The sequence below is a fragment of the Terrihalobacillus insolitus genome, from assembly GCF_028416575.1.
Taxonomy (GTDB): domain Bacteria; phylum Bacillota; class Bacilli; order Bacillales; family Amphibacillaceae; genus Terrihalobacillus; species Terrihalobacillus insolitus.
Map to the genome: position 1 here is coordinate 60690 of NZ_JAMQKB010000003.1, position 22284 is coordinate 82973.

Annotated in this window: 16 protein-coding genes and 1 other annotated feature; of the genes, 2 read left to right on the forward strand and 14 right to left on the reverse strand. The window is 38.2% G+C overall.

The annotated features are described in order from the left end of the window. Entirely contained in the window at positions 1–867 is an 867-nt protein-coding gene (locus tag NC797_RS05175) for an ATP-grasp domain-containing protein (protein WP_272435679.1), read from the forward strand. 368 nt (positions 868–1235) lie between these two features. Here NC797_RS05175 and NC797_RS05180 read toward each other — a convergent pair whose 3' ends face one another. From NC797_RS05180 to hemA, 9 genes are all read right to left on the reverse strand, one after another. Next, the gene (locus NC797_RS05180; protein ID WP_272435680.1) at positions 1236–3884 is read right to left on the reverse strand and encodes a valine--tRNA ligase; all 2649 of its coding nucleotides are present in this window, start codon (positions 3882–3884) and stop codon (positions 1236–1238) included. Between the two features lie 54 nt (positions 3885–3938). After that, positions 3939–4161 (reverse strand) — a binding site (T-box leader). 376 nt (positions 4162–4537) lie between these two features. Next, positions 4538–5557 carry a phosphotransferase gene (locus tag NC797_RS05190; RefSeq protein ID WP_272435682.1) on the reverse strand — a complete coding sequence of 340 codons (1020 nt, stop codon included), beginning with the start codon at positions 5555–5557 and terminating at the stop codon, positions 4538–4540. A gap of 112 nt (positions 5558–5669) precedes the next feature. Continuing rightward, a complete protein-coding gene (spoVID, locus tag NC797_RS05195) occupies positions 5670–6734 on the reverse strand; it encodes a stage VI sporulation protein D (protein ID WP_272435683.1) in 1065 nt (354 codons plus the stop codon). Between the two features lie 147 nt (positions 6735–6881). After that, complete coding sequence (gene hemL / locus NC797_RS05200) at positions 6882–8171, reverse strand: glutamate-1-semialdehyde 2,1-aminomutase (protein WP_272435684.1); 1290 nt, start codon at positions 8169–8171, stop codon at positions 6882–6884. 15 nt (positions 8172–8186) lie between these two features. After that, positions 8187–9164 carry a porphobilinogen synthase gene (gene hemB, locus NC797_RS05205; protein WP_272435685.1) on the reverse strand — a complete coding sequence of 326 codons (978 nt, stop codon included), beginning with the start codon at positions 9162–9164 and terminating at the stop codon, positions 8187–8189. A gap of 3 nt (positions 9165–9167) precedes the next feature. Further along, entirely contained in the window at positions 9168–9962 is a 795-nt protein-coding gene (locus NC797_RS05210; protein ID WP_272435686.1) for a uroporphyrinogen-III synthase, read from the reverse strand. Next, positions 9962–10891 (reverse strand): hydroxymethylbilane synthase, encoded by a 930-nt coding sequence (hemC, locus tag NC797_RS05215; RefSeq protein WP_272435687.1) that lies wholly within the window; start codon positions 10889–10891, stop codon positions 9962–9964. The genes NC797_RS05210 and hemC overlap by 1 nt, the downstream gene beginning before the upstream one ends. A gap of 33 nt (positions 10892–10924) precedes the next feature. Beyond that, positions 10925–11743, reverse strand: coding sequence for a cytochrome c biogenesis protein (locus tag NC797_RS05220; protein ID WP_272435688.1), 819 nt, complete (start codon positions 11741–11743; stop codon positions 10925–10927). Positions 11744–11930: 187 nt separating this feature from the next. Further along, positions 11931–13304 (reverse strand): glutamyl-tRNA reductase, encoded by a 1374-nt coding sequence (gene hemA, locus NC797_RS05225; protein ID WP_272435689.1) that lies wholly within the window; start codon positions 13302–13304, stop codon positions 11931–11933. Between the two features lie 236 nt (positions 13305–13540). Here hemA and NC797_RS05230 point away from each other — a divergent pair, with 236 nt between their 5' ends. Then, positions 13541–14023, forward strand: a complete 483-nt coding sequence (locus tag NC797_RS05230; RefSeq protein WP_272435690.1) for a LiaI-LiaF-like domain-containing protein — start codon at positions 13541–13543, stop codon at positions 14021–14023. Positions 14024–14079: 56 nt separating this feature from the next. Here NC797_RS05230 and yihA read toward each other — a convergent pair whose 3' ends face one another. From yihA to tig, 5 genes are all read right to left on the reverse strand, one after another. Continuing rightward, on the reverse strand, positions 14080–14664 hold the full coding sequence (gene yihA / locus NC797_RS05235) for a ribosome biogenesis GTP-binding protein YihA/YsxC (RefSeq protein WP_272435691.1): 585 nt from the start codon (positions 14662–14664) through the stop codon (positions 14080–14082). Continuing rightward, positions 14654–16918, reverse strand: coding sequence for an endopeptidase La (gene lon, locus NC797_RS05240; RefSeq protein WP_417168685.1), 2265 nt, complete (start codon positions 16916–16918; stop codon positions 14654–14656). Before lon ends, yihA begins: the two co-directional genes overlap by 11 nt. 303 nt (positions 16919–17221) lie before the next feature. Next, the gene (gene lonB, locus NC797_RS05245) at positions 17222–18886 is read right to left on the reverse strand and encodes an ATP-dependent protease LonB (RefSeq protein ID WP_272435693.1); all 1665 of its coding nucleotides are present in this window, start codon (positions 18884–18886) and stop codon (positions 17222–17224) included. 368 nt (positions 18887–19254) lie between these two features. Continuing rightward, positions 19255–20532, reverse strand: coding sequence for an ATP-dependent protease ATP-binding subunit ClpX (gene clpX / locus NC797_RS05250; RefSeq protein ID WP_272435694.1), 1278 nt, complete (start codon positions 20530–20532; stop codon positions 19255–19257). 429 nt (positions 20533–20961) lie between these two features. Further along, on the reverse strand, positions 20962–22248 hold the full coding sequence (tig, locus tag NC797_RS05255; RefSeq protein WP_272435695.1) for a trigger factor: 1287 nt from the start codon (positions 22246–22248) through the stop codon (positions 20962–20964). Positions 22249–22284 lie beyond the last annotated feature (36 nt).

The window sequence follows — 22284 nt, forward strand, 5'->3', positions numbered from 1 at the left end:
ATGAAAAAAGGCTGGATCCTCTATCGAGCAAAAGATGCAAAAAGAAATCAAGCATTTATCCAATGGTTCCAGGAAGAAAGTTTGAAACAATCGCTTTCATTAGAGCTCGTTTTTGTAGAGGATTTAATGATCGGTATTATAGATAACCAGTTACAAATCAAATGGAGGAATCGTCCTGTAATCCTACCTGACTTTGCAATTGTCCGAACGATGGATCCATTATTAAGCCAACAACTTGAATTGCTTGGAATTCCTGTATTTAATTCATCTACTGTTTCTCGTATTTGCAATGACAAAACGCTTACACATCAATACCTTGCAACATTTGGCTTGTCAATGATGGATACTATCTTTTTACATGGGGATGATTTGCCTACTATTAAACCACCCATCTCCTTTCCATTTGTCATAAAACCTACAAACGCGCGAAGTGGTAATGGTGTGTACATGATCCGAAATCAACAAGATTGGAATAAAACAAGAAACGATTTCAGCTTAAAAAATGTGTTAATCCAATCCTGTGATGTTCAAGTCGGGAAAGATTTACGTGTTTTTGTGGTAGGAAAAGAAATCGTTGGTGCTGTATTACGAGAAAACAAGACAGATTTTAAGGCGAATTTTTCTTTAGGCGGAACCGCGACATGGTACGACCTAGCCAACCATGAAATCGAATTGATCGAGAAAATTATGGATGTCTTTGATTTCGGAATGGTGGGAATTGATTTTTTGATTGGAAATGATGGTGAACTTTTATTCAATGAAATAGAAGATGTGGTTGGTAGCAGAACCTTAAGTAACGTCAGCTCCGTTAATATTGTTGAAAAATATGTTGCACTTATTCACGATATTGTGTATAGGCAGGACTGAGACAGTATGGAATGACTAAATTCGCAAATGTTTGGTGACTGTTTGAACAACCTCTTAAAGGTATTAAAAATACAATGCGGACTGAGAGGCTCTTATTTTCAGTAAAAGGCTTGATTTCTATGGTTAAGCGGACTCACAGGACGCTATTTGCTCTAAATGGGCTTTTTTTGGCTGGCTTTTGGCAATTAACGGCCTCTCAGTCCGCGAAACCCATCAAAACTGCGGATTTTTGCCAAATAGAGGCCTCTGAGTCCGCAAAACTCGCCAATGCCTTAGATTTTTTGCTGAATAGCGGTATGCAGTATGTCTGCTCCATCCAAAGTGAAAAAGGCAATCTTAGCAAGTATACTAAAGATTGCCTTTTCCTCTTATCCTTTTAATTCTTTCAAGCGTGCTTCTACTTTTGCTCGTTTTTCGAGATAGTCTTTTTCCTTCTGTTTTTCTTCCTCAACTACTTTTACTGGAGCTTTTTTTACAAATCCTTCATTTGAAAGCTTTTTCTGAACACGCTCCACTTCTTTACTCCACTTTTCATATTCCGTCTCTAACCGACCTATTTCTTTATCGATATCGATCAAGCCTTCTAGTGGCAAGAACAGTTCGGCACCAGTAACAACTGCCGACATGGATTTGTCAGGAACTGTTAAGCTCGTAGCAATTGAAAGGTGGCTTGGATTGCAAAACCGTTCTAGATAATGTCTGTTTTGCTCTAATTCCATTACAACCGTTTCATCTTCTGCTTGTATCAAAAGTTCAACTTGTTTTGACATAGGGGTATCTACCTCTGCCCGAATATTTCGTACAGATTTAATGATCGATACGAGTCGTTTCATTTCATTTACCGCTTTGGGATCATGAAACTGTTTCTGAACCTCTGGCCAAGCAGCCTGTGTAATCGAATCTCCGTTATGCGGTATTTTCTGCCAAATCTCTTCTGTAATAAACGGCATGAATGGGTGTAGCATCCGCATCGTTTGATCAAGTACATAAGCTAAAACAGATCGGGTCGTTTGTTTTGCCGTTTCATCCTCTCCATAAAGAGATAGTTTTGCCATTTCAATATACCAGTCACACAGTTCATCCCAAATGAAATTGTATAGGTGTCGACCAGCTTCACCAAATTCGTATTTTTCGACGTTTCTCGTTACCTGATCGATGGTTTCATTTAAACGCGTTAGAATCCAATTATCTGCAAGCGATTTTTCCCCAGTAAGATCAATGTCCTCATATGTGAGATCGTCCATATTCATTAAAGCGAACCGTGACGCATTCCATATTTTGTTGGCAAAGTTCCAAGTAGATTCAACCTTTTCCCAAGTAAATCGTAAATCCTGACCTGGTGAAGATCCAGTCGAAAGAAAATAGCGCAACGAGTCTGCCCCATACTTATCAATGACATCCATTGGATCCACACCATTGCCAAGAGACTTACTCATTTTTCTTCCTTCTGCATCTCTTACTAAGCCGTGAATGAGAACATCTTTAAATGGACGCTTCCCAGTAAATTCTTTTGACTGAAAAATCATTCTAGCAACCCAAAAGAATATAATGTCATAGCCTGTGACAAGTACGTTCGTTGGGAAAAAGCGTTTAAAATCCTCCGCTTCTGTGTTTGGCCAATCCATGGTGGAAAATGGCCACAATGCGGATGAAAACCAAGTATCTAAAACATCCGTATCTTGTTCCCAATTTTCCTTATCCTTTGGTTCGTCTCTACCTACATATATCTCTCCCGTTTTTTTATGATACCAAGCTGGAATGCGATGTCCCCACCATAATTGGCGTGAAATACACCAATCTCGAATATTTTCCATCCAATGGAGATACGTGCGCTCAAATCGATCTGGAACAAAATGGACTTTATCTTCCTCATTTTGAAGTGCCACAGCAGTATCAGCTAGAGGCTGCATATTCACAAACCATTGCGTAGACAAATAAGGCTCAACAACTGCCCCACTTCGTTCAGAATGACCAACGGAATGTGTATGATCTTCAATCTTAAACAAAATCCCTTCGTCCTGAAGATCCTTTACAAGCTGCTTTCGGCACGTAAATCGATCCAAACCTTCGTATTTACCAGCATTATGATTCATTGTTCCATCTTCATTCATCACAAGTATTCGCTCAAGATTGTGGCGATTTCCAATTTCAAAATCATTTGGATCATGAGCAGGTGTTATTTTCACTGCACCAGATCCGAATTCCATGTCGACATAGTCGTCTGCAATAATTTCAATTTCTCGCCCAACGAGTGGTAAGATGACTGTTTTACCGATTAAATTCTTGTATCTTTCATCATCGGGGTGTACCGCGACAGCTGTATCCCCCAGCATCGTCTCTGGACGAGTTGTTGCAACTTCAATATGTCCTGATCCGTCCTTTAATGGATATTTCATGTGGTAAAAATGACCTTGAACTTCTTCATAAATTACTTCAATGTCAGATAAAGCCGTCTTGGTCGCTGGATCCCAATTAATAATATACTCGCCACGGTAAATAAGATCTTTCTCATAAAGAGTTACAAACACCTCTCTTACCGCTTCAGATAACCCTTTATCAAGAGTGAAGCGTTCGCGAGAATAATCAAGACCAAGCCCTAGCTTTTCCCATTGCTTACGGATAAAATCAGCATACTCCTCTTTCCATTCCCATACGTTAGAGATGAATGCCTCACGTCCAAGATCATACCTGTTTTTCCCTTGTTCACGCAGTTTTGCCTCAACCTTTGCCTGGGTTGCGATCCCTGCATGATCCATGCCAGGCAGCCATAAAACATCGTATCCTTGCATTCTTTTAATCCGCGTAATAATATCCTGTAAAGTCGTATCCCAAGCATGGCCAAGGTGCAATTTACCTGTAACATTTGGGGGTGGAATAACAATGGAGAAGGGTTCCTTTTCCTCATCACCAGTTGCTTCAAAAAATTTACCCTCTACCCAAAACTGGTAACGCTTTTTTTCCACCACGGCAGGATCATACTTAGTTGGTAATGCTATTTCTTCTTTGTTCTTTTCCATGAAATAACCTCCTTCTTTACGTGTGTGGTAAAATACAAAAAATCCTAATCATCCAAAAAGGACGAATAGGATTTCCGTGGTACCACCTTTATTTGCAAGACGTAATGTCTGCACACTCACAATTATTAACGGCTCTTAACCGGTTTCTCTTACTATCGATTCAGAGAAACAGCATCCAGGGCGACCTTCCAAAGCATGATCCTAGGAAATCTTCCAGCAAATTGATTTCCCTCTCTTTAGGGTTAAGCCTTGTACTCTTCCCTTTCAACGCTTTTATTATTTATATGAGTTATTTTATCCAAAAACAATGGAATAAGTCAACTTTTTTTTGTTATTTGTACTTTTTCATCACTAAATACAAGTCATACCACATAGGATACATGAAAAGGGTAGAAAACCGTATTTATAGAGGATGTTCAAATGAACACGCACTTATACTAAAGAAAAGGAGTGAAGGGTTTTGTCTCGTTTTTACCGGTATAGACTGCCACCTTGGTGCCGATATTGGCTTATTGTTATCGAAAGAGCATCGCTACCAATCATGGTATTCCAGCTCATTCGTACACTCATTTGGCCAACTACCTTTGATATATTTTTATCTGGTCTTTGCATTGGATTATTTTTTCTCTTTTACTTGAAGTGGATTTAACAGTTCACTCTTCTATTTCTTGTTCTTTTGTTTCATCTCTTAGATCATAAAGTACTTCTTGGAGATGAAGGCCGTTTAAGAGACGACGAAAACATTGCTCTAACGACTTGAGTTGAAACGGCTGTGCTTTATCCGACTTTTTCTCGCTATAACGTTCCAATATTTGAAAATAGGAATGGGGTTGCAAGAGCGAAATAGCAAGAAGACTTATTTCTTTTTGAAGCAATGGGTTTTGATTTTGATAGACTGAAAAAGAAGTGGCTAGTTGTTCTATTGGATTGTCATGGTAGGAGAGTGTATGAAAAAAATAGATAGATAGATCATGTACTGGACTACCAATAAATGCTTTTTCCCAATTTATAAAATACGTGCGCTCGGTATGCTGGATTACATGTTGATTTGTTAAATTTCCGTGGCATAAAGAATGATAAACAGTCGGCTCATCTTGAAAATCCTCAAGATAACAATCATACCAGTTATCAAGCTCAGACAAAACCTTTTGTATATCACGATATTGCATACAAATCCGAAGCTCAAATGGGGACATGTAATGTCGTTTTTCATATGCTTCTACGCACTTTATTAGTGTATCCTGATACATTTTCACCCTATTTTTATCATGAGTAATTTTTTGCTCGATGTCTTCTGTCCAAACTTCTTGCCTTTGTTTTGTTTTATAATGGATGGATCCAAGCGTTTCATATAATGATTTAATCCCATCTGTTTGATCTTGTTTGTCCCCCTTTTCCTTCCATGGGGAAAGGTAGTATATTTCATTGTTATATGAGACGTAACTCTCTCTTCTTCTTGTCATGTATACAGGTAAAACAGAGGCAAGACTCTCTTGTGCGGCTAATTGATACACCCTGTTCCACATTGGCAGTGATTTTGGTGTTAGCCTCGATTTTTTTAACACATAGGATGTTTGATAGGTATCAATTTTGTAAGTACGATTTGTTAATTTTGCATAGTCAAAATGTTCAACATGATACTCCTGTAAAATTTTACGAATAGGATCTAGCATCCATTCACGCTCCTTATAATCTGTTTTCACATAAAAAAGTAATTAGGACATAAAATCCCTTGTCACATTGTGGCAAGGGATTTGTATTTGGAAGCTTGTTCTTGTCTATAAATCATTTTTCTTTTATTGGTATATATAATATTTGTCCTTCCAAAACGTCATCCTCTTCCAATTTATTGGACTTCGTAATTTGAAGTGGTGAAACATCATATCTCTCTGCAATAGAAATCAGCGTGTCGCTATCTTGGACAATGCACATTTTCATTTTTGCATAACGTTCTTGTTCTTTCTTATTATCGAAAATATTTAACAAGTAGCTTGCATCCTGATTTGTTTTTTCTTCCTCGCGCTCCGGTACTTGATCTTCTTCAACTTCTCCTCCTTGTTCTTCAAATGTTAATACAGGAGAGTCATTGAAGATGTCACTTTCATCCTGATTGAAGGGTTCCACAATATCATCTACCAGTTTTTTTTCAGAGTTCTTACCGAAAAATTCTGCAAATGACTGAGTCTTTTTGTTTTTCCACTTGTTTTTTTCTTTCTTTTTAGCAGGTTCCTCTAGTTCGGGAGTATCCAACGGCCCTTCCGTTAATTCATTTTCGGGAACATCTAATGGAACTTCCTCTTTGAACTCAAAATCAATGGTTTCATCATCGAAAGGTACATCCTGATCTAGATCTTCTTCCACGTTTGGTTGGTTTTCTTCTCGACTTGATTCAAGAGCAGTCTCTTCATCTCTTACGCCGTGGATCGCGACTGTGGCAGATAATTTCAGCTGGCTTCTTTCCGGTAATTCATAGTCAAATGTTTCAATTCCAACCATGACATCCTCCAGTGAATGGACTCGATATTGCGGAACAGAAATTTCCACTGGGAATCTGTGAAAAAACTCGTTTACCCCATCTTCATAGCTTTCCACTCGTTCTACTAGTCGTTTTGAGGGGTAGTCTCTTAGCGAAAGAACCTGTTCTTCTTCCTCATTTAAATCTTCTTTAACTTGAAAATATTCCCCCTTAAGCTCGATGACCCCACGAATTTGTACGTAGTCATTGAATTCCTGTATCGAAATTTCAGGTTCTAATGAAACCCCCATAAGTTCGTCGACTTCCTGTCCTTTTTTAAACCATAATGACTCATCTAATTCAAACGTAAAAACGGACGGGTCTTCATATGTCAATACAAACTCCTCCCTTCAAAATCACTTACCAATTACTGAACGTTTGCCTCATTTCAGATATATGAGTACATGAAGGTATATATTCATAAAAACACACAAAAAAGCGACAAGGAGCCGTGTCCATTGTCGCTTTTGATCTGTTTTATATTATTTTATTTTTGAAAAGGCATGATGGGCTGCTGTAATAGTCTTTTCAATATCTTCATCCGAATGTGCAGTTGAAAGAAATAGCCCTTCAAATTGTGATGGTGGTAGAAATATACCGGCTTCTATCATGGAGCGATAATAGGATGCAAAGTGATCCAAATTTGATGTTTTTGCTGTATCATAGTTGATTACCCCTTGGTTCGTAAAGAAGAATCCAATCATCGATCCTGCTCGATTTATATTTAATGGAACATTAAATTCAAGTGCAGCTTGTTTATATCCCTCTTCAAGGTGATCAATCTTTTCATTCAAAAGTTCGTATGTTTTTTCATCTAACGCTGACAATGTTTCATACCCAGCTGTCATGGCAAGTGGATTGCCTGAGAGTGTTCCTGCTTGATAAATATCTCCAATTGGGGCAATCATTTCCATTATTTCTTTTTTACCACCATATGCTCCAACAGGTAGCCCACCACCAATAACTTTTCCTAAACAGGTTAAGTCGGGGGTTACCTTGTAATACCCTTGTGCACCATTATAACCGACACGAAACCCCGTCATAACTTCATCAAAAATAAGTAAGGTTTCATTCTCAGTCGTCATTTGCCTCAGTTCTTGCAGGAAGTTTTGAACGGGAGGAACAACGCCCATGTTACCTGATACAGGTTCAACGATTACCGCAGCTAAATCATCACCATATTGTTCAAATGCATAGCGTACACTTTCCATGTCATTGTAAGGTACTGTAATCGTGTGTTTGGCAACAGACTCAGGGACACCAGGACTATCTGGTAGACCCAGTGTAGCAACTCCAGACCCAGCTTTAATTAATAGAGAGTCACCATGGCCATGATAATTTCCTTCAAATTTCAAGATTTTATTGCGTCCAGTAAACCCTCTTGCTAGCCTTAAGGCACTCATTGTAGCCTCTGTACCGGAGTTCACCATACGAACCATCTCAATAGAAGGAACACGATCAATGACAAGCTGTGCAAGTTTATTCTCTATTTCAGTTGGTGCACCAAAGCTTGTTCCTTTTTCAACGACTTTTTTAAGCGACTCTACTACACGATCATCGGCATGCCCTAAGATTAATGGCCCCCAACTTAAAACATAATCAATGTATGCATTTCCATCTATGTCGTATATTTTAGAACCCTTGCCACTTTCCATAAAAATTGGATTCATTCCAACTGACTTAAACGCTCTTACAGGTGAATTGACCCCACCTGGCATTATGTCGACTGCTTCTTTATACGCATCAATCGACCGATTAAATTCTTTTCCCATCTCTACTTAAACCTCCTATTCATTAAGCCATTGAGCTACGTCTTTTGCAAAATAGGTGATAATGATGTCAGCACCAGCACGTTTCATTGATGTTAATTTTTCTAAGACAAGCTGTTTCTCATCTATCCAACCATTTGCAGCAGCAGCCTTTACCATTGCATATTCTCCACTAACATTGTAAGCAACAACTGGTACGTTAAATTGATCCTTGACCTCTCGTACAATATCTAAGTAAGACAATGCTGGTTTCACGATCAGAAAATCGGCACCCTCCTCGACATCAGAGTTAGCTTCTCTCAAAGCCTCACGTCGATTCGCTGGATCCATTTGATATGTTTTGCGATCACCAAATTGCGGTGTACTACCCGCTGCGTCTCGAAAAGGACCATAAAAGGCAGAAGCATATTTAACGGCATAAGACATAATCGGTATATTTATAAAACCTGCTTCGTCAAGTCCTGTCCGAATTGCTTTCACAAATCCATCCATCATATTGGAAGGTGCAATAATATCTGCACCCGCTTCTGCTTGGCTAATTGCTGTTTGAACTAATAAATCAAGTGAGGCATCATTTTCGACATCGTTGTCATGAATAACACCACAATGTCCATGAGAAGTATACTCACAAAGGCATGTGTCTGCAATTAACGTTAGTTCAGGTACTTCGTGCTTTAACTGGCGCAATGCCTGTTGAACAATCCCTGTACTTTCATATGCTTGTGATCCAACCTCGTCTTTTTCTTGAGGTACTCCAAACAAAATGACGGAGCGAATACCAAGCCGAACAAGCTCCTTCATTTCTTCTGTAAGGTAATCTAAGGAAACTTGAAACACACCTGGCATTGACGAGACCTCGTTTTTTACGGTGCTCCCTTCGACTACAAATATTGGATAAATTAGATCATCCTTGGATAGCTGTGTTTCCCTAACCAATGCTCTCATGTTATTTGAAGCCCTTAGCCTCCGGTGTCTTTTAAAAGCATGTTCGCACATACATCACCATTTCCTTTCTTCCTTATAATACTGAACCAACGCGTCTACCATTCCCTCCATTGTAAATCGATGTTTTGGTGTACATATATTCTTGAATCCTTTTTCCATTGCTTTGTCAGCAGTTGTTGTCCCTATACAAACACAAAGCTTATCTGCTTTAATCAAGGAAACAATATTTGGAATGTGATTGGTAAGCATGTCAAATGTTTCAACTGTTGAAGGGCTTGTAAAGCTATATGCATCGATGTCACCGCTTTTAATGTAATCGACTATGTCTTCCTTGTATTCTATATTTGGAATTGTTTGATACACTTCTATACTTTCAAACGAAACATGAAATTTCTGTAACATAGACGGAATCGTATGAAGTGATTGATTCCCTCTAACGACAAGGACACGCTCGTTTTTTCCATATGACTCTAAAAATGCATGTATGAATGTCTCCCCATTAAAAGTATGAGGGACAAAGTCAGCCTTAAATCCATGACTATGTAGTACTTGCTTTGTTTTATGTCCAACGACACCGAATTGGATAGCATTGGGGATCTGATCCAAAAGATCATAGTGCTTTAATGATTCAAAAAAAAACTGCACGCCATTGGAACTGGTAAACAAGATCCACGTGAAATTCTGTAGTCTATGAAGTATATCTTGATTCGCTTCAGAGAGCTGTAACTGAAAGGTCAAAAGAGGTGTTACTATCGGAATAGCACCAACCCTCTCTAGTTGTGTAACAAAATCCTTCGCTTGCTCTTTACTACGAGTTACAAGGACTTTCTTACCCTCTAGAGGATGCATTATTGATCTAACTCCTCTTTTACGTCGTCCACAATTTCCTGAGCACCTCGTTTTTTCATACGCTCGGCTGCCTCTTTCCCAACGGCAACTGGATCTGTTCCCTTGACCACTTCTTTCAATACTGTTTTTCCATCAGAAGTGGCAACTAACGCAGTAAGGACAACTTCTTCCTCTTCCAAATAAGCATAGCCTGCGATCGGAATTTGACAACCGCCTTCAAGCAGGTGTAAGAATGTACGTTCTGCGGTCACCGTTTTTGTCGTATACTCATTTTTGATTTTCTCAAGTAAATTACGGAGTTCTTCGTCTAATTCCCTACACTCAATTGCCAACGCCCCTTGTCCAACGGCCGGGACACATTGTTCTGACGAAAGAAATTCTGTTACGATATCTCCTTTCCAGCCCATCCGGCTTAAACCTGCAGCGGCAAGGACAATGGCATCAAAATTTTCTTCCTTTAACTTTCGTAATCGCGTTTCTATGTTACCTCGGATCGATTTAATTTCTAAATCAGGTCGAACAGCCAAAATTTGTGCTGCTCTTCTTAAACTACTCGTTCCGACAACGGAACCAGCAGGAAGCTCATGCAATCGTACATGATCATTTGAAATGAATGCATCTCGGTGATCTTCTCGCTCTGGAATGGATGCTATTACCAAACCATCAGGTAAAACAGCAGGCATGTCCTTCATACTATGAACTGCCATATCGATCTCCTTATCAAACATTGCTTGTTCAATTTCTTTGACAAACAGACCTTTACCGCCCACCTTGGATAGGGTAACATCTAAAATCTTATCCCCTTTTGTGACGATTTTTTTAAGTTCAAATTCATATGGAGCACCAGCTTTTTTTAATTGTTCTATGACCCATTCCGTTTGGGTTAATGCTAAGTTACTTTTACGCGATCCAACAATAATTTTTCGCATGTGCTGTACCTCCTTCTTAGAGATTTAGTCCTTTTAAAAATGGAATTTGGACAATGATTCAAACAAAAAGAAATTAACTAACAAAAATAAGAAAGCAGCCGTATTAAATAATGAAATGGATCTTCCCTGATACCGTTTTATTACTCGAAGAAATAAATAAATAAAGTACACAACTAATACAACAAAGGATCCTATTGTTTTAAAATCGTACCAGTAGAATTCGGCGTCTGAAGTATACCCCCAAACAACCCCTAAGATAACGGACAAAAGTAACATAGGAACTCCTAGCAAAATCACGACAAAGGAATAATAATCAAGTTTTTCTAAATCACCTAATCGTACTAACCATTTATACCCTTTTTTCTCTTTTAGTAGTTTATATTGAACTAAGTACATCAACGAAAGAATAAATGAAAAAGTAAGAAACCCATAAGAAATGAGAGCTAACGTAATGTGCGCAATTAAAATTTCACTTACCAAGCGTATTCCCTGTTCCGTTAATTCATTATTTGCAGCTAACATAACATGAAGTAGCATAACAAAAAATCCAAGCAAATTCGTAAAAAACACTAAAAAGTCAATCCGAAAGAAACGATTAATAAAAAGTGAAAAAGTTACTAAAATCCATGCATAAACGTATAAACTATCAGAGAGCGTTAAAACAGGGAAATTTGATGTGACAAATACTTGATATAATAAAAAAAAGGTTTGCAAAATCCAAACCATAGAAAGCAACCAGAAGGCTATTTGATTTGCCTTCCGGTTATGTTGTATAAAATCAATGAAATAGCTCATTACACTTATTCCATAAATCATCAGGATAATTTCAAATAGCCACTTCGTTTCCACCATACAGGAAATCCTTTCGTTATTCTAACATTTCACACCTGCAAAATTGGACCTAAGATATTGTTACCTTATTGAACGTATTTCTAGAGGATGTTCAATAAGTCACTAGATAAAATCTGCATGCCCACGACCAATTTTGTTGACTTTCCTTGGATTGAGTCTGCTTTGTTCCTTTTTGAACAGATGCCCTTTAGGAATTCATGGAAACATTTTTAAAGGAAAGGTAGTCTTCCTCCCCAGTGTGATGAGTTTGTACCATTTTATTGTTTTTTTCCTGTTTGTCTATTTCATGCTGCACTTCATCTTCAATTCCAAAAATTTGAGTAAATAACTGTAATGATTTATTTGCGTCTTTGTCAGTTGCAAGCTCTTTCGCCTGCAAAATCGGCTGTTTTAACATTTGATTCACAATGCTTTTCGTATGTTTATTTAATACCTTTCGCTCTCTATCCGTCAAGTTAGGCATTTTACGTTCAATACTTCTCATCGTTTCCGTCTGAATGGATGACGCTTTCGATCGCAAAGCAGAAATAATAGGAACAACACCAATAGTGTTTAGCCAATCAGCAAATTGAACGATCTCTGCTTCAATCATCAACTCTATTGCTTCCGCTGTTTCTTTTCTTGACTCTAAATTCGCGTCAACGATCCCTTGTAGATCATCAATATCATAAAGAAAAACGCTATCTAATTCACCAATAGATGGATCAAAATCCCTTGGAACGGCAATATCTACTAGAAATAACGGTCGACCTTTACGTTGCTTTTGCACAGGTTCTAGTAATTTTTTCGTTAACACATATTCGGTTGATGCAGTTGAACTGATAAGAATATCTGCGTCTTTTAACGTTTCTGTCAGGTTGTCCATCGTTTTTGCTTGTCCGTTAAATTCCGTTGCCAAAAGCTTTGCTTTAGCATACGTGCGATTGATTACTGTTACTTTTTTGACACCAGATCCTTGGAGGTTTTTTGCTGCAAGCTCCCCCATTTTCCCAGCACCTAGAATGACAACATGCTTGTTCATTAAATCCCCAAATATTTTTTTCGCTAATTCAACTGCAGCGTAACTAACAGATACAGCGTTTGCCCCTATGTCTGTTTCTTTATGAGCTCGTTTCGCTAACGTAATTACCTGTTTAAACAATTGATTATATATGGTTCCTGTTGTACCAGCTTCTTGTGCCAGTAAGAAGGATTGTTTCATTTGGCCTAATATTTGCGTTTCGCCAAGAATCATGGAATCTAGACCACACGTTACTTTAAACAGATGCTCTAGCGCATGATCTCCTTCATATATTGTTAAATAGGATGAAAAAGTGTCTTTGTCCACACCAAACCAGTTCATAAGAAATTGTTTAATATAATACCTACCAGTGTGAATTTGGTCCACAACCGCATATATTTCCGTACGATTGCATGTGGATAAAATGACATTTTCCAAAACACTTTTTTGATTATTAAGCTCCTGCATTGCTTGGGACAAATCTTGTTCCTGAAAGGTAAGCTTCTCCCGAATTTCAACAGGGGTCGTTCTATAATTAAGTCCTACAACTAAAATATGCACATTTATCTACCCCCAACAAACTTTTACCCCTACTTTTTTACCATACATTATTTATTATAACATGAGTAATTACTATGTTTCACAAAAAATGTGAACACATTTTGAAACAGTATGATAGGATGAAACAAGGTATAAATCGATTCTATTCATAACAATATGTACTTTATCATACGGTCAACCCACAATCAAGAAATTGATATTAACAAATAATAATTATAATTTACGGAGAGGATTACATGAAAAAACAGCATACGTTTACTGGTTTTGTACTTGTCGGAATAGGTGCTTTTTTCCTTTTAAAACAATTACAGCTCCCACTTTTTTTCAATTTTTATTCCTGGCCCACTATTTTAATCATTTTGGGTATAGCATTACTCTTACATAGTTATATTACCAATGATTACAAAAACTTATTCACTGGAGTAATTGTATTAGGAATCGGTATTCATTTCCACGGACTTACCTATTATTCGTTTTGGATTGATGATTGGGGAATGTACTTTATTATTATTGCAATTGCATATTTCGTTCGCTTCCAAAAAACGAAATCGGGTTTATTTTCTGGTCTTTTGTTTCTAGGAATCGGCTTATTTGTCATTCTTACACCAAACGAGCCTATTTGGATGAAGTGGCTAAATAGATTCTTTCAATTTGCTGAAGATTTTTGGCCTATTATCGTCATAGGTCTAGGTTTATATATGTTTGTACGTAAAAAATAAATAGTTGCATACATACCAAAAAGCTTGGTTTTGTACCAAGCTTTTGGTGATTTGTTTCATTTAAGATAGAGTTGCAGTGTTTTCCAAGCATGATCCTTTCCTTCTCCAGTTTCGCTTGAGAAAGGAATAACGGTATCATCTTGATCTAAGTCAAGGGTCTGAATCACTCGTTGAATATGCTTCGTTCTTTTTCCTTTTGGAATCTTATCTAGCTTTGTTGCGATCACCAATACACGGAGATCATGATGTTTTAAAAAATGATACATTTTTACATCATCTACAGTTGGTTCATGCCTAATGTCAACGACTAAAGCTGTTGCTCTTAAATTCTCACGTTCTACTAAATATTCTTCGATCATTCTCCCCCATGCTTCCCGCTCTTTTTTCGAAACTTTCGCATACCCATATCCTGGAACATCCACAAAATAGAAAGTTTCGTTAATTTTGTAAAAGTTGAGAGTCTGTGTTTTACCAGGTTTAGAAGAGGTTCGTGCAAGACTTTTGCGCTGAATCATTTTATTAATAAACGAGGATTTCCCGACGTTTGATCTTCCAGCTAAAGCAATTTCAGGAAGCCTGTCATTTGGATATTGTTTTTTGGAAACCGCACTAATAACTATTTCTGCTTGGTTAACTTTCATGTTTCTCCTCCGCTAATGCTTGTTCTAAAACTTCATCCAAATGGTGAACAGGAATAAACTTTAATTCGTTTCGAACACTATCAGGAATTTCCTCTAAATCCTTTTCATTGTCAGCGGGTATGATCACCGTGGAAATTCCCGCACGATGCGCACTTAGAGATTTTTCCTTTAACCCACCAATTGGAAGAACTCTACCACGAAGCGTTATTTCCCCTGTCATTCCTACTTCTTTTTTGACTGGTCGTCCTGTTAGTGCAGAAACCAATGCAGTTGCCATTGTAATCCCCGCAGATGGTCCATCCTTTGGTGTTCCTCCCTCTGGAACATGAATATGAATATCATTTTTTTCATGAAAGTCTGGATCAATGCGTAGCTCATTTGCTCTAGAACGAATATAACTAAATGCAGCTTGAGCAGATTCTTTCATTACATCGCCAAGTTTACCCGTTAGTGTTAATTTCCCCTTACCAGGATATAGAGATACTTCAATCGAGAGGATATCTCCACCTGCAGTTGTATAAGCAAGTCCTGTAGCCGCTCCAACTTGATCCTCTTGTTCCATCATACCATAACGAAATTTTGGTTTGCCTAGCAAGGTTTCTAACTGTTTCTCTGTTACGACGACACGTTTTTTATTTTCTGATACGATTATTTTTGCTGCCTTCCTACATACAGATGCAAGTGTTCTTTCTAAGTTACGAACACCAGCTTCTCTTGTATACGTGCGAATGAGCTTTATTAATGCTTCATCTCGTACTTGAAGCTGTGCTTTTGTTAACCCATTTTCTTTTATTTGTTTTGTCAGTAAATGTTCTTTAGCAATGTGTAGTTTCTCTACTTCGGTATATCCTGGAATATAAATAACTTCCGTCCTATCTAATAATGGACCTGGGATAGATCCCAAATTGTTTGCTGTTGCAATAAACATAACATCCGATAAATCATACGTTTCTTCAATGAAATGATCACTAAAATTACTATTTTGCTCTGGATCCAATACTTCAAGCATTGCTGCTGATGGATCGCCTCTAAAATCGCTTGCCATCTTATCAATCTCATCTAATAAGAATACAGGGTTTACCGTTTCGGCTTTTTTCATCCCCTGAATAATCCTACCTGGCATCGCTCCTACATATGTTCTGCGATGCCCCCGTATTTCCGCTTCATCACGAACCCCCCCAAGTGAAATTCGAACGAAATTTCGGTTTATGGAACGAGCGATCGATTTTGCCAACGATGTTTTTCCGACACCTGGTGGTCCAACAAGACAAAGGATTGGTCCTTTTAATGATTGTGTTAGCTGTTGAACAGCCAAATATTCAAGCACTCTTTCCTTCACTTTTTCCAGTCCATAGTGATCCTCATCTAGAATTTTTTCTGCATGGTTAATATCTAAATTGTCTTCCGTTTCTTTTGTCCAAGGCAAGGCAAGTAACCAGTCAATGTAATTTCGAATTACAGAACTTTCGGCTGAGCTTTGAGGAACCTTTTCATACCGATCCAATTCTTTTGAAGCAACTTTAATGATCCGTTCAGGCATGTCAGATTGTTCAATTTTTTCTTTAAGTTGCGCAACTTCCCCTGACTTCCCATCTTTGTCGCCCAGTTCTTTTTGAATTGCCTTCATCTGTTCTCTTAAATAATATTCTTTTTGGGTTTTTTCCATCGAGTGTTTGACACGTTGGCCGATTTTTTTCTCTAAATCAAGCACTTCTTTTTCATTCGAAATCAATTTGATTAACCGTTGAAGGCGCTTTTTAACATCTTCTATTTCTAACAATTCTTGCTTGTCTTTCAGCTTTAAAGTAAGGTGTGAAGCAATAATATCAGCAAGCCTACCCGAGTCATCTATATCTATAACAGTGGCCAATGTTTCCTGACTTACTTTTTTTGAAATTTTTATGTAGGTCTCAAACTGTTCTATGAGCGCTCTCATAAGCGCTTCTTCTTCATTTTGGCCTCCATGGATTTCTTCAAATTCTTCAACCTCTACTAAAAACTGATCATCGTTTTCAATATATTGAATAATCTCCCCACGATATAACCCTTCCACCAGCACGCGTATTGTCCCATTTGGAAGCTTTAACATCTGCTTCACCTTTGCCATTGTACCAATACGATAAATATCCTTTGGTTCTGGCTCGTCCAAATCAACTACTTTTTGGGCTGCTAGAAAAATTATGTGATCATCCATCATTGCTTTTTCTAAGGCATTTACCGATTTGTCACGACCTACATCCAAGTGAATGACCATCGATGGGAAAACAATTAATCCTCGAAGTGGAAGGAGGGGAATCTGTATTTTGTTTGGTTCTGTCACTACAAGCACCTCCGATTTATAAAACGCAATTTCATATGATGTACATGCAATAAGTCAAAACTGCTTGAGAAAATTAGCACAAGCATACGCTGTTATTTTCAGAAATTAAACAGCCATTTGTATCCCTATTTCTTCTGAGTTATCACATATTATCCCACCACAAAATAGCAAAAGAACGAAAAAGCTTCTGCTTTCTGATAGTATAAAGAAAAGTGGTTCTATTGTAAAATCAAACGACTATTGTATGGTCTTCTTCTTGGCGGTCTCCTCTCGTTTCTCCTGCAACCACTTTTTCTTTTGGATAAGGATATACGGTAGGGCTTCCTTGAATGACCCAACTGGTACAATTTTAATATCATGAATACGATCACAAATGGACTGATAATTTTCTTTTGGGATGATCACCTGCTTAGCACCAGCTTGTTTAGCTGCCTTGATTTTGGTTATTATTCCTCCAACCGGTCTAACTTCTCCATGAATACTCATTTCACCAGTAACAGCTGTTTGGTAATCTAGAGGAACTTTTTGAACACTAGAGTAAATACCTAGTGCCATCGCTAGCCCTGCTGAAGGTCCATCAACGGGAATTCCACCTGGAAAATTAAGGTGAATATCATATTCATGTGCTGGGACACCTATAGATCGTAACATGGTGATCACATTTTGGATCGATCCGCGCGCCATACTTTTTCTTTTAATAGACCGGTTGGAGCTCGTAATTGTTTCTTCCTCTGCAATACCTGTAATCGTTATCTCACCGTTGCGCAAACGCGGCAAAATAGAGACCTCAATTTCAAGTAAATGCCCTGTATTTGGTCCTGTTACGGCTAATCCATTTACCTTCCCTATTCTATATTCTGGCACAATCATTGGTTTTATCCTTGGCGATAATCGACTCGCATCCACAACCCATTCCATCTCTCCTGCTTGAATCTTGTTGGTACCTTGTTTCTTGGCGACACTAGCAGCAATTTGAATCATGTTAACAGCTTCCCTTCCATTTCTTGCATAACTAGAAAGCACCTTTAGACCAGCTTCTTCCACTTTGAATTGAACCTTCTCACAAGCTCTTGTTGCTACTTGCATTATTTCCTCTGGTTCTAATTCACGAAAGAAAATTTCCAAGCATCTCGATCGGATCGCTGGCGGAATTTCTTCAGGCTGTCTCGTTGTTGCTCCGACAAGCCTAAAGTCTGCTGGTAAACCACGCGAAAAAATTTCATGTATATGTAATGGAATGTTGTTATTTTCTTGACTATAATAAGCACTCTCTAAAAATACTTTTCGATCCTCTAGAACCTTCAACAACTTATTCATTTGAATCGGGTGCAGTTCTCCAATTTCATCAATAAATAGAATACCACCATGTGCATTTGAGACTGCTCCTCGTTTCGGCTGTGGTATACCTGCTTGCCCCATAGCTCCTGCTCCTTGGTAAATTGGATCATGAACAGAACCAATTAGCGGATCTGCAATTCCTCTTTCATCAAATCTTGCCGTCGTTGCATCAAGTTCAACAAAAGGCGCATCATAGCGAAACGGGGTTTCTAAATAGGTCTTTGCTTCTTCTAACACAAGACGAGCAGCAGCGGTTTTTCCTACACCTGGTGGTCCATAAATAATGACGTGTTGGGGGTTTGAACCACATATAGCTGCCCTTAACGATTCAATTCCGTCCTCTTGCCCGACAATTTCAGATAACTTTTTTGGTCTAATCCTTTCAGAAAGCGGAGCAGAAAGCGATATGTCGCGCATTTTTCGGAGCTCTTCTAATTCCTTCTTTGATTCCTTTTCGATTGTTACCTTATTTGATCTTTGGTTTTTCAAAAGGTTCCAAAAATATAACCCAATTACAATACCAAAGAAAAGCTGGATCATTACAACAACACTAACCAAATTCATGATGTACCTCCAAATAACAAAGTTAGTTGTTAGTATCTCCGCAAATGAAATGGTTAAACATGGTGAAATGATTGTAATAATTGTCGTTTTTCTGAATCGCATGAAAAGAAAGCGGGGCTTCGTTGGCAAGCAAAGACGTCGCTTTTATCTTTAAATGGTTTTAGGGTTTTAGACCCCCACCTCTAAGCGAAGCGTAGGTGGGAATTTCCATTCAGGTGGAGTCTAGACTCCATCTGATTCCCCGATGTTTCAGCTTGCTGAAACGAGTTCGCTTTGATGACTTTTTGAACAACCTCTTTAAGAATTGTGTACTTAAAAAAGGGAGAGCATCGATTGAATCGAATACTCTCCCTTTGCCTTCGTTCTATTTAGGCACTCTCTTTAGGTGATTCTTTATTTTCATCCGTTACAGTTCCGTCTTTTAAAACGAGCTTGGGACGACCGTTTTCCAATAATACAGTGTCTTTCGTAATGATGCATTTCTCTATGTCTTCTCGAGACGGCAGCTCAAACATGACGTCCAACATAATCCCTTCAATAATGGAGCGAAGACCCCGAGCACCTGTTTTTCTTTCAATTGCTTTATTCGCAATTTCGCGCAATGCCTCTTCTTCCATTTCAAGTTCTACATTGTCAATTTCAAATAGTCTTTGGTATTGCTTAACCAAAGCATTCTTTGGTTTTGTTAAAATTTCCACTAATGCATCTTCATCTAACGGCTCAAGGCTTCCTATTACTGGTAAACGACCGATGAATTCAGGAATTAATCCAAACCGAAGCAAGTCTTCAGGTAACACCTTTTGTAAAAGCTGTCCCTTATCCATATCTTGCTTCTCATCATCCGCACCAAAGCCGATCACTTTTTTACCCAAACGGCGCTTAACAATTTGCTCAATTCCATCAAACGCACCGCCACAAATAAATAGAATATTTGTCGTATCAATTTGGATAAATTCTTGATGTGGATGTTTTCTACCACCTTGTGGAGGAACACTTGCAGTTGTACCCTCTAATATTTTTAGCAACGCTTGTTGAACACCTTCACCTGAAACATCCCGAGTGATCGAAGGGTTCTCAGATTTACGGGCTACTTTATCAATTTCGTCGATATAAATAATGCCTTTTTCGGCCTTTTCTACATCGTATTCAGCTGCTTGGATTAATTTAAGAAGTATGTTTTCTACATCCTCCCCAACATAACCAGCTTCGGTTAATGACGTTGCATCCGCTATTGCAAATGGTACATTTAAAATTCGAGCAAGCGTTTGAGCAAGTAATGTTTTCCCGCTACCAGTTGGGCCAATCATCGCGATATTACTTTTTGATAATTCAACATCATCTGCATTTTTGCTTGAGTTTATTCGTTTGTAGTGATTATAAACAGCTACTGATAAACTCTTCTTAGCTTTTTCCTGTCCGATCACATAGTCACTAAGAATATCACAAATTTCATGTGGTTTAGGAATTTCCTTGAATTCTACTTCTTCCTCATTTCCAAGCTCTTCCTCGACTATTTCTGTACAAAGTTCAATACATTCATCACATATATAAACACCAGGTCCTGCGACGAGTTTACGGACTTGGTCTTGACTTTTTCCACAGAAGGAACATTTTAATTGTCCCTTTTCTTCATTGAATTTAAACATCCATTTCACCCCTCAAGTTAAAGTATCTATGATCATGTAACATCATTAGATTAAAAATTATATTTCTTTGCTCATCATATCAGATAACAATATGATTAAAAAGTAAAACACATTATGCCAAATTTTACATCTCATTGTCAAGAGACATATGGCCATAAATTATGTATAAAAAATGCGCACCCGCCCAAGCATCCCGAAATGTTCCAAGCTTGTTATGGATAAAGCTGATAAAGGAACCTACAATGAGAGTGTTGCCAAATCACGTCATAATAAAACCATGAATCATTTTTTAAGGTTCCTATATCCTTACAGTATATGTATAACATGTGTGCCGAAATGATGACAAACATTTTTTGATTTGAACATCCTCTTGTAATATGTAGTAAAAGGATAAACAAGGCACGAGATAACTCGCGCCTTGTTTATTCGTTATGCTGTTTTACTGTGCTCTACTAAAAAATCGATCGCTTTTTTAATTTTCAAATCTTCCTTAATGGCATCTGCATTCCCACCAAGCATTTGTTTGAGTTGATCAACATCTGTTTGGTACATACTAGCCATTGACTCTAATTCCTTATTTATATCCTCTTCGGTAACTTCGATGTTTTCTGTGTTTGCTATTGCTTCCAATGTTAGGCTTGTTTTTACACGTTTCCCTGCATCTTCTCTCATTTGCTCTTTCATACCAGCCTCATCCGTGCCAGAGAATTGATAATACATATCCAAAGTCATCCCTTGCATTTGTAAGCGTTGATCAAATTCTTTAAGCATACGATCCAGTTCATTTGTTACCATTACCTCTGGTATATCTACCTCTGTATTGTCCGATGCTTTTTGAATAAGTGTTTCTCTTTTTTGATTTTCTGCTTCGTTTGCTTTTTCTTCCTCTAACCGTTCTCTTGTTTTTTTCTTCAATTCATCCAATGTTTCCACTTCTTCGTCGACATCTTTTGCAAATTCGTCGTCTAGTTCAGGTAGTTCCTTAGCTTTTATCTCATGTATCTTTACTTTAAATGTCGCTTCTTTACCGGCAAGCTCTGCTGCTTGGTATTCCTCAGGAAATGTAACCTCAATTTCAGCGTCTTCGCCAGTTGCCTTGCCAATAAGTTGTTCTTCAAACCCTGGAATAAAGGAACCAGATCCAATTTCAAGCTCATGGTTCTCCGCTTTGCCACCCTCGAATGCTTCACCATCAACAAATCCTTCAAAATCAATGACAACTGTGTCGCCTTCTTCAACAGTTCCTTCTTCTTTTACGACTAATTCTGCTTGATGCTCCCGTAAATGGTTTAGTTCATGGTCAACATCTTCATCTGTTATTTCCGTGTCTACTTCCTCTACTTCTAATCCTTTGTACTCGCCTAGTGTTGCCTCAGGCTTCACCTTGACCTTTGCCGTAAAGATTAAATTCTTCCCTTTTTCAATCTGTTCTACGTCCACTTCAGGCTGTTCAATAGGCTCAATACCCGTTTCTTGAACCGCATTTGTATAAGACTCAGGTAAAATAAGGTCTACTGCATCCTGGTATAGGGACTCTTCCCCAAAGCGTTGCTCAAAAATTTTACGAGGAATTTTTCCTTTTCTGAATCCTGGAAGTTGAACTTGTTTTACGACCTTTTTAAAGGCTTTGTCCAACGCTTCATTAAATGCTTCCGCTTCTACTTCAATCGTTAAAATCCCTTCGTTTCCTTCTTTTTTTTCCCATTTAGCTGACATGTTTTTCCCTCCAACAACTATATTTTCACAATGTCA

Coding starts and splice junctions, on each gene's coding strand:
- NC797_RS05175 (WP_272435679.1), top strand. CDS start 1: ATGAAAAAAGGCTGGATCCTCTATCGAGCAAAAGATGCAAAAAGAAAT.
- NC797_RS05180 (WP_272435680.1), bottom strand. CDS start 3,884: ATGGAAAAGAACAAAGAAGAAATAGCATTACCAACTAAGTATGATCCT.
- NC797_RS05190 (WP_272435682.1), bottom strand. CDS start 5,557: ATGCTAGATCCTATTCGTAAAATTTTACAGGAGTATCATGTTGAACAT.
- hemL (WP_272435684.1), bottom strand. CDS start 8,171: ATGGGAAAAGAATTTAATCGGTCGATTGATGCGTATAAAGAAGCAGTC.
- hemB (WP_272435685.1), bottom strand. CDS start 9,164: ATGTGCGAACATGCTTTTAAAAGACACCGGAGGCTAAGGGCTTCAAAT.
- NC797_RS05210 (WP_272435686.1), bottom strand. CDS start 9,962: ATGCATCCTCTAGAGGGTAAGAAAGTCCTTGTAACTCGTAGTAAAGAG.
- hemC (WP_272435687.1), bottom strand. CDS start 10,891: ATGCGAAAAATTATTGTTGGATCGCGTAAAAGTAACTTAGCATTAACC.
- NC797_RS05220 (WP_272435688.1), bottom strand. CDS start 11,743: ATGGTGGAAACGAAGTGGCTATTTGAAATTATCCTGATGATTTATGGA.
- NC797_RS05230 (WP_272435690.1), top strand. CDS start 13,541: ATGAAAAAACAGCATACGTTTACTGGTTTTGTACTTGTCGGAATAGGT.
- yihA (WP_272435691.1), bottom strand. CDS start 14,664: ATGAAAGTTAACCAAGCAGAAATAGTTATTAGTGCGGTTTCCAAAAAA.
- lon (WP_417168685.1), bottom strand. CDS start 16,918: ATGGTCATTCACTTGGATGTAGGTCGTGACAAATCGGTAAATGCCTTA.
- lonB (WP_272435693.1), bottom strand. CDS start 18,886: ATGAATTTGGTTAGTGTTGTTGTAATGATCCAGCTTTTCTTTGGTATT.
- clpX (WP_272435694.1), bottom strand. CDS start 20,532: ATGTTTAAATTCAATGAAGAAAAGGGACAATTAAAATGTTCCTTCTGT.
- tig (WP_272435695.1), bottom strand. CDS start 22,248: ATGTCAGCTAAATGGGAAAAAAAAGAAGGAAACGAAGGGATTTTAACG.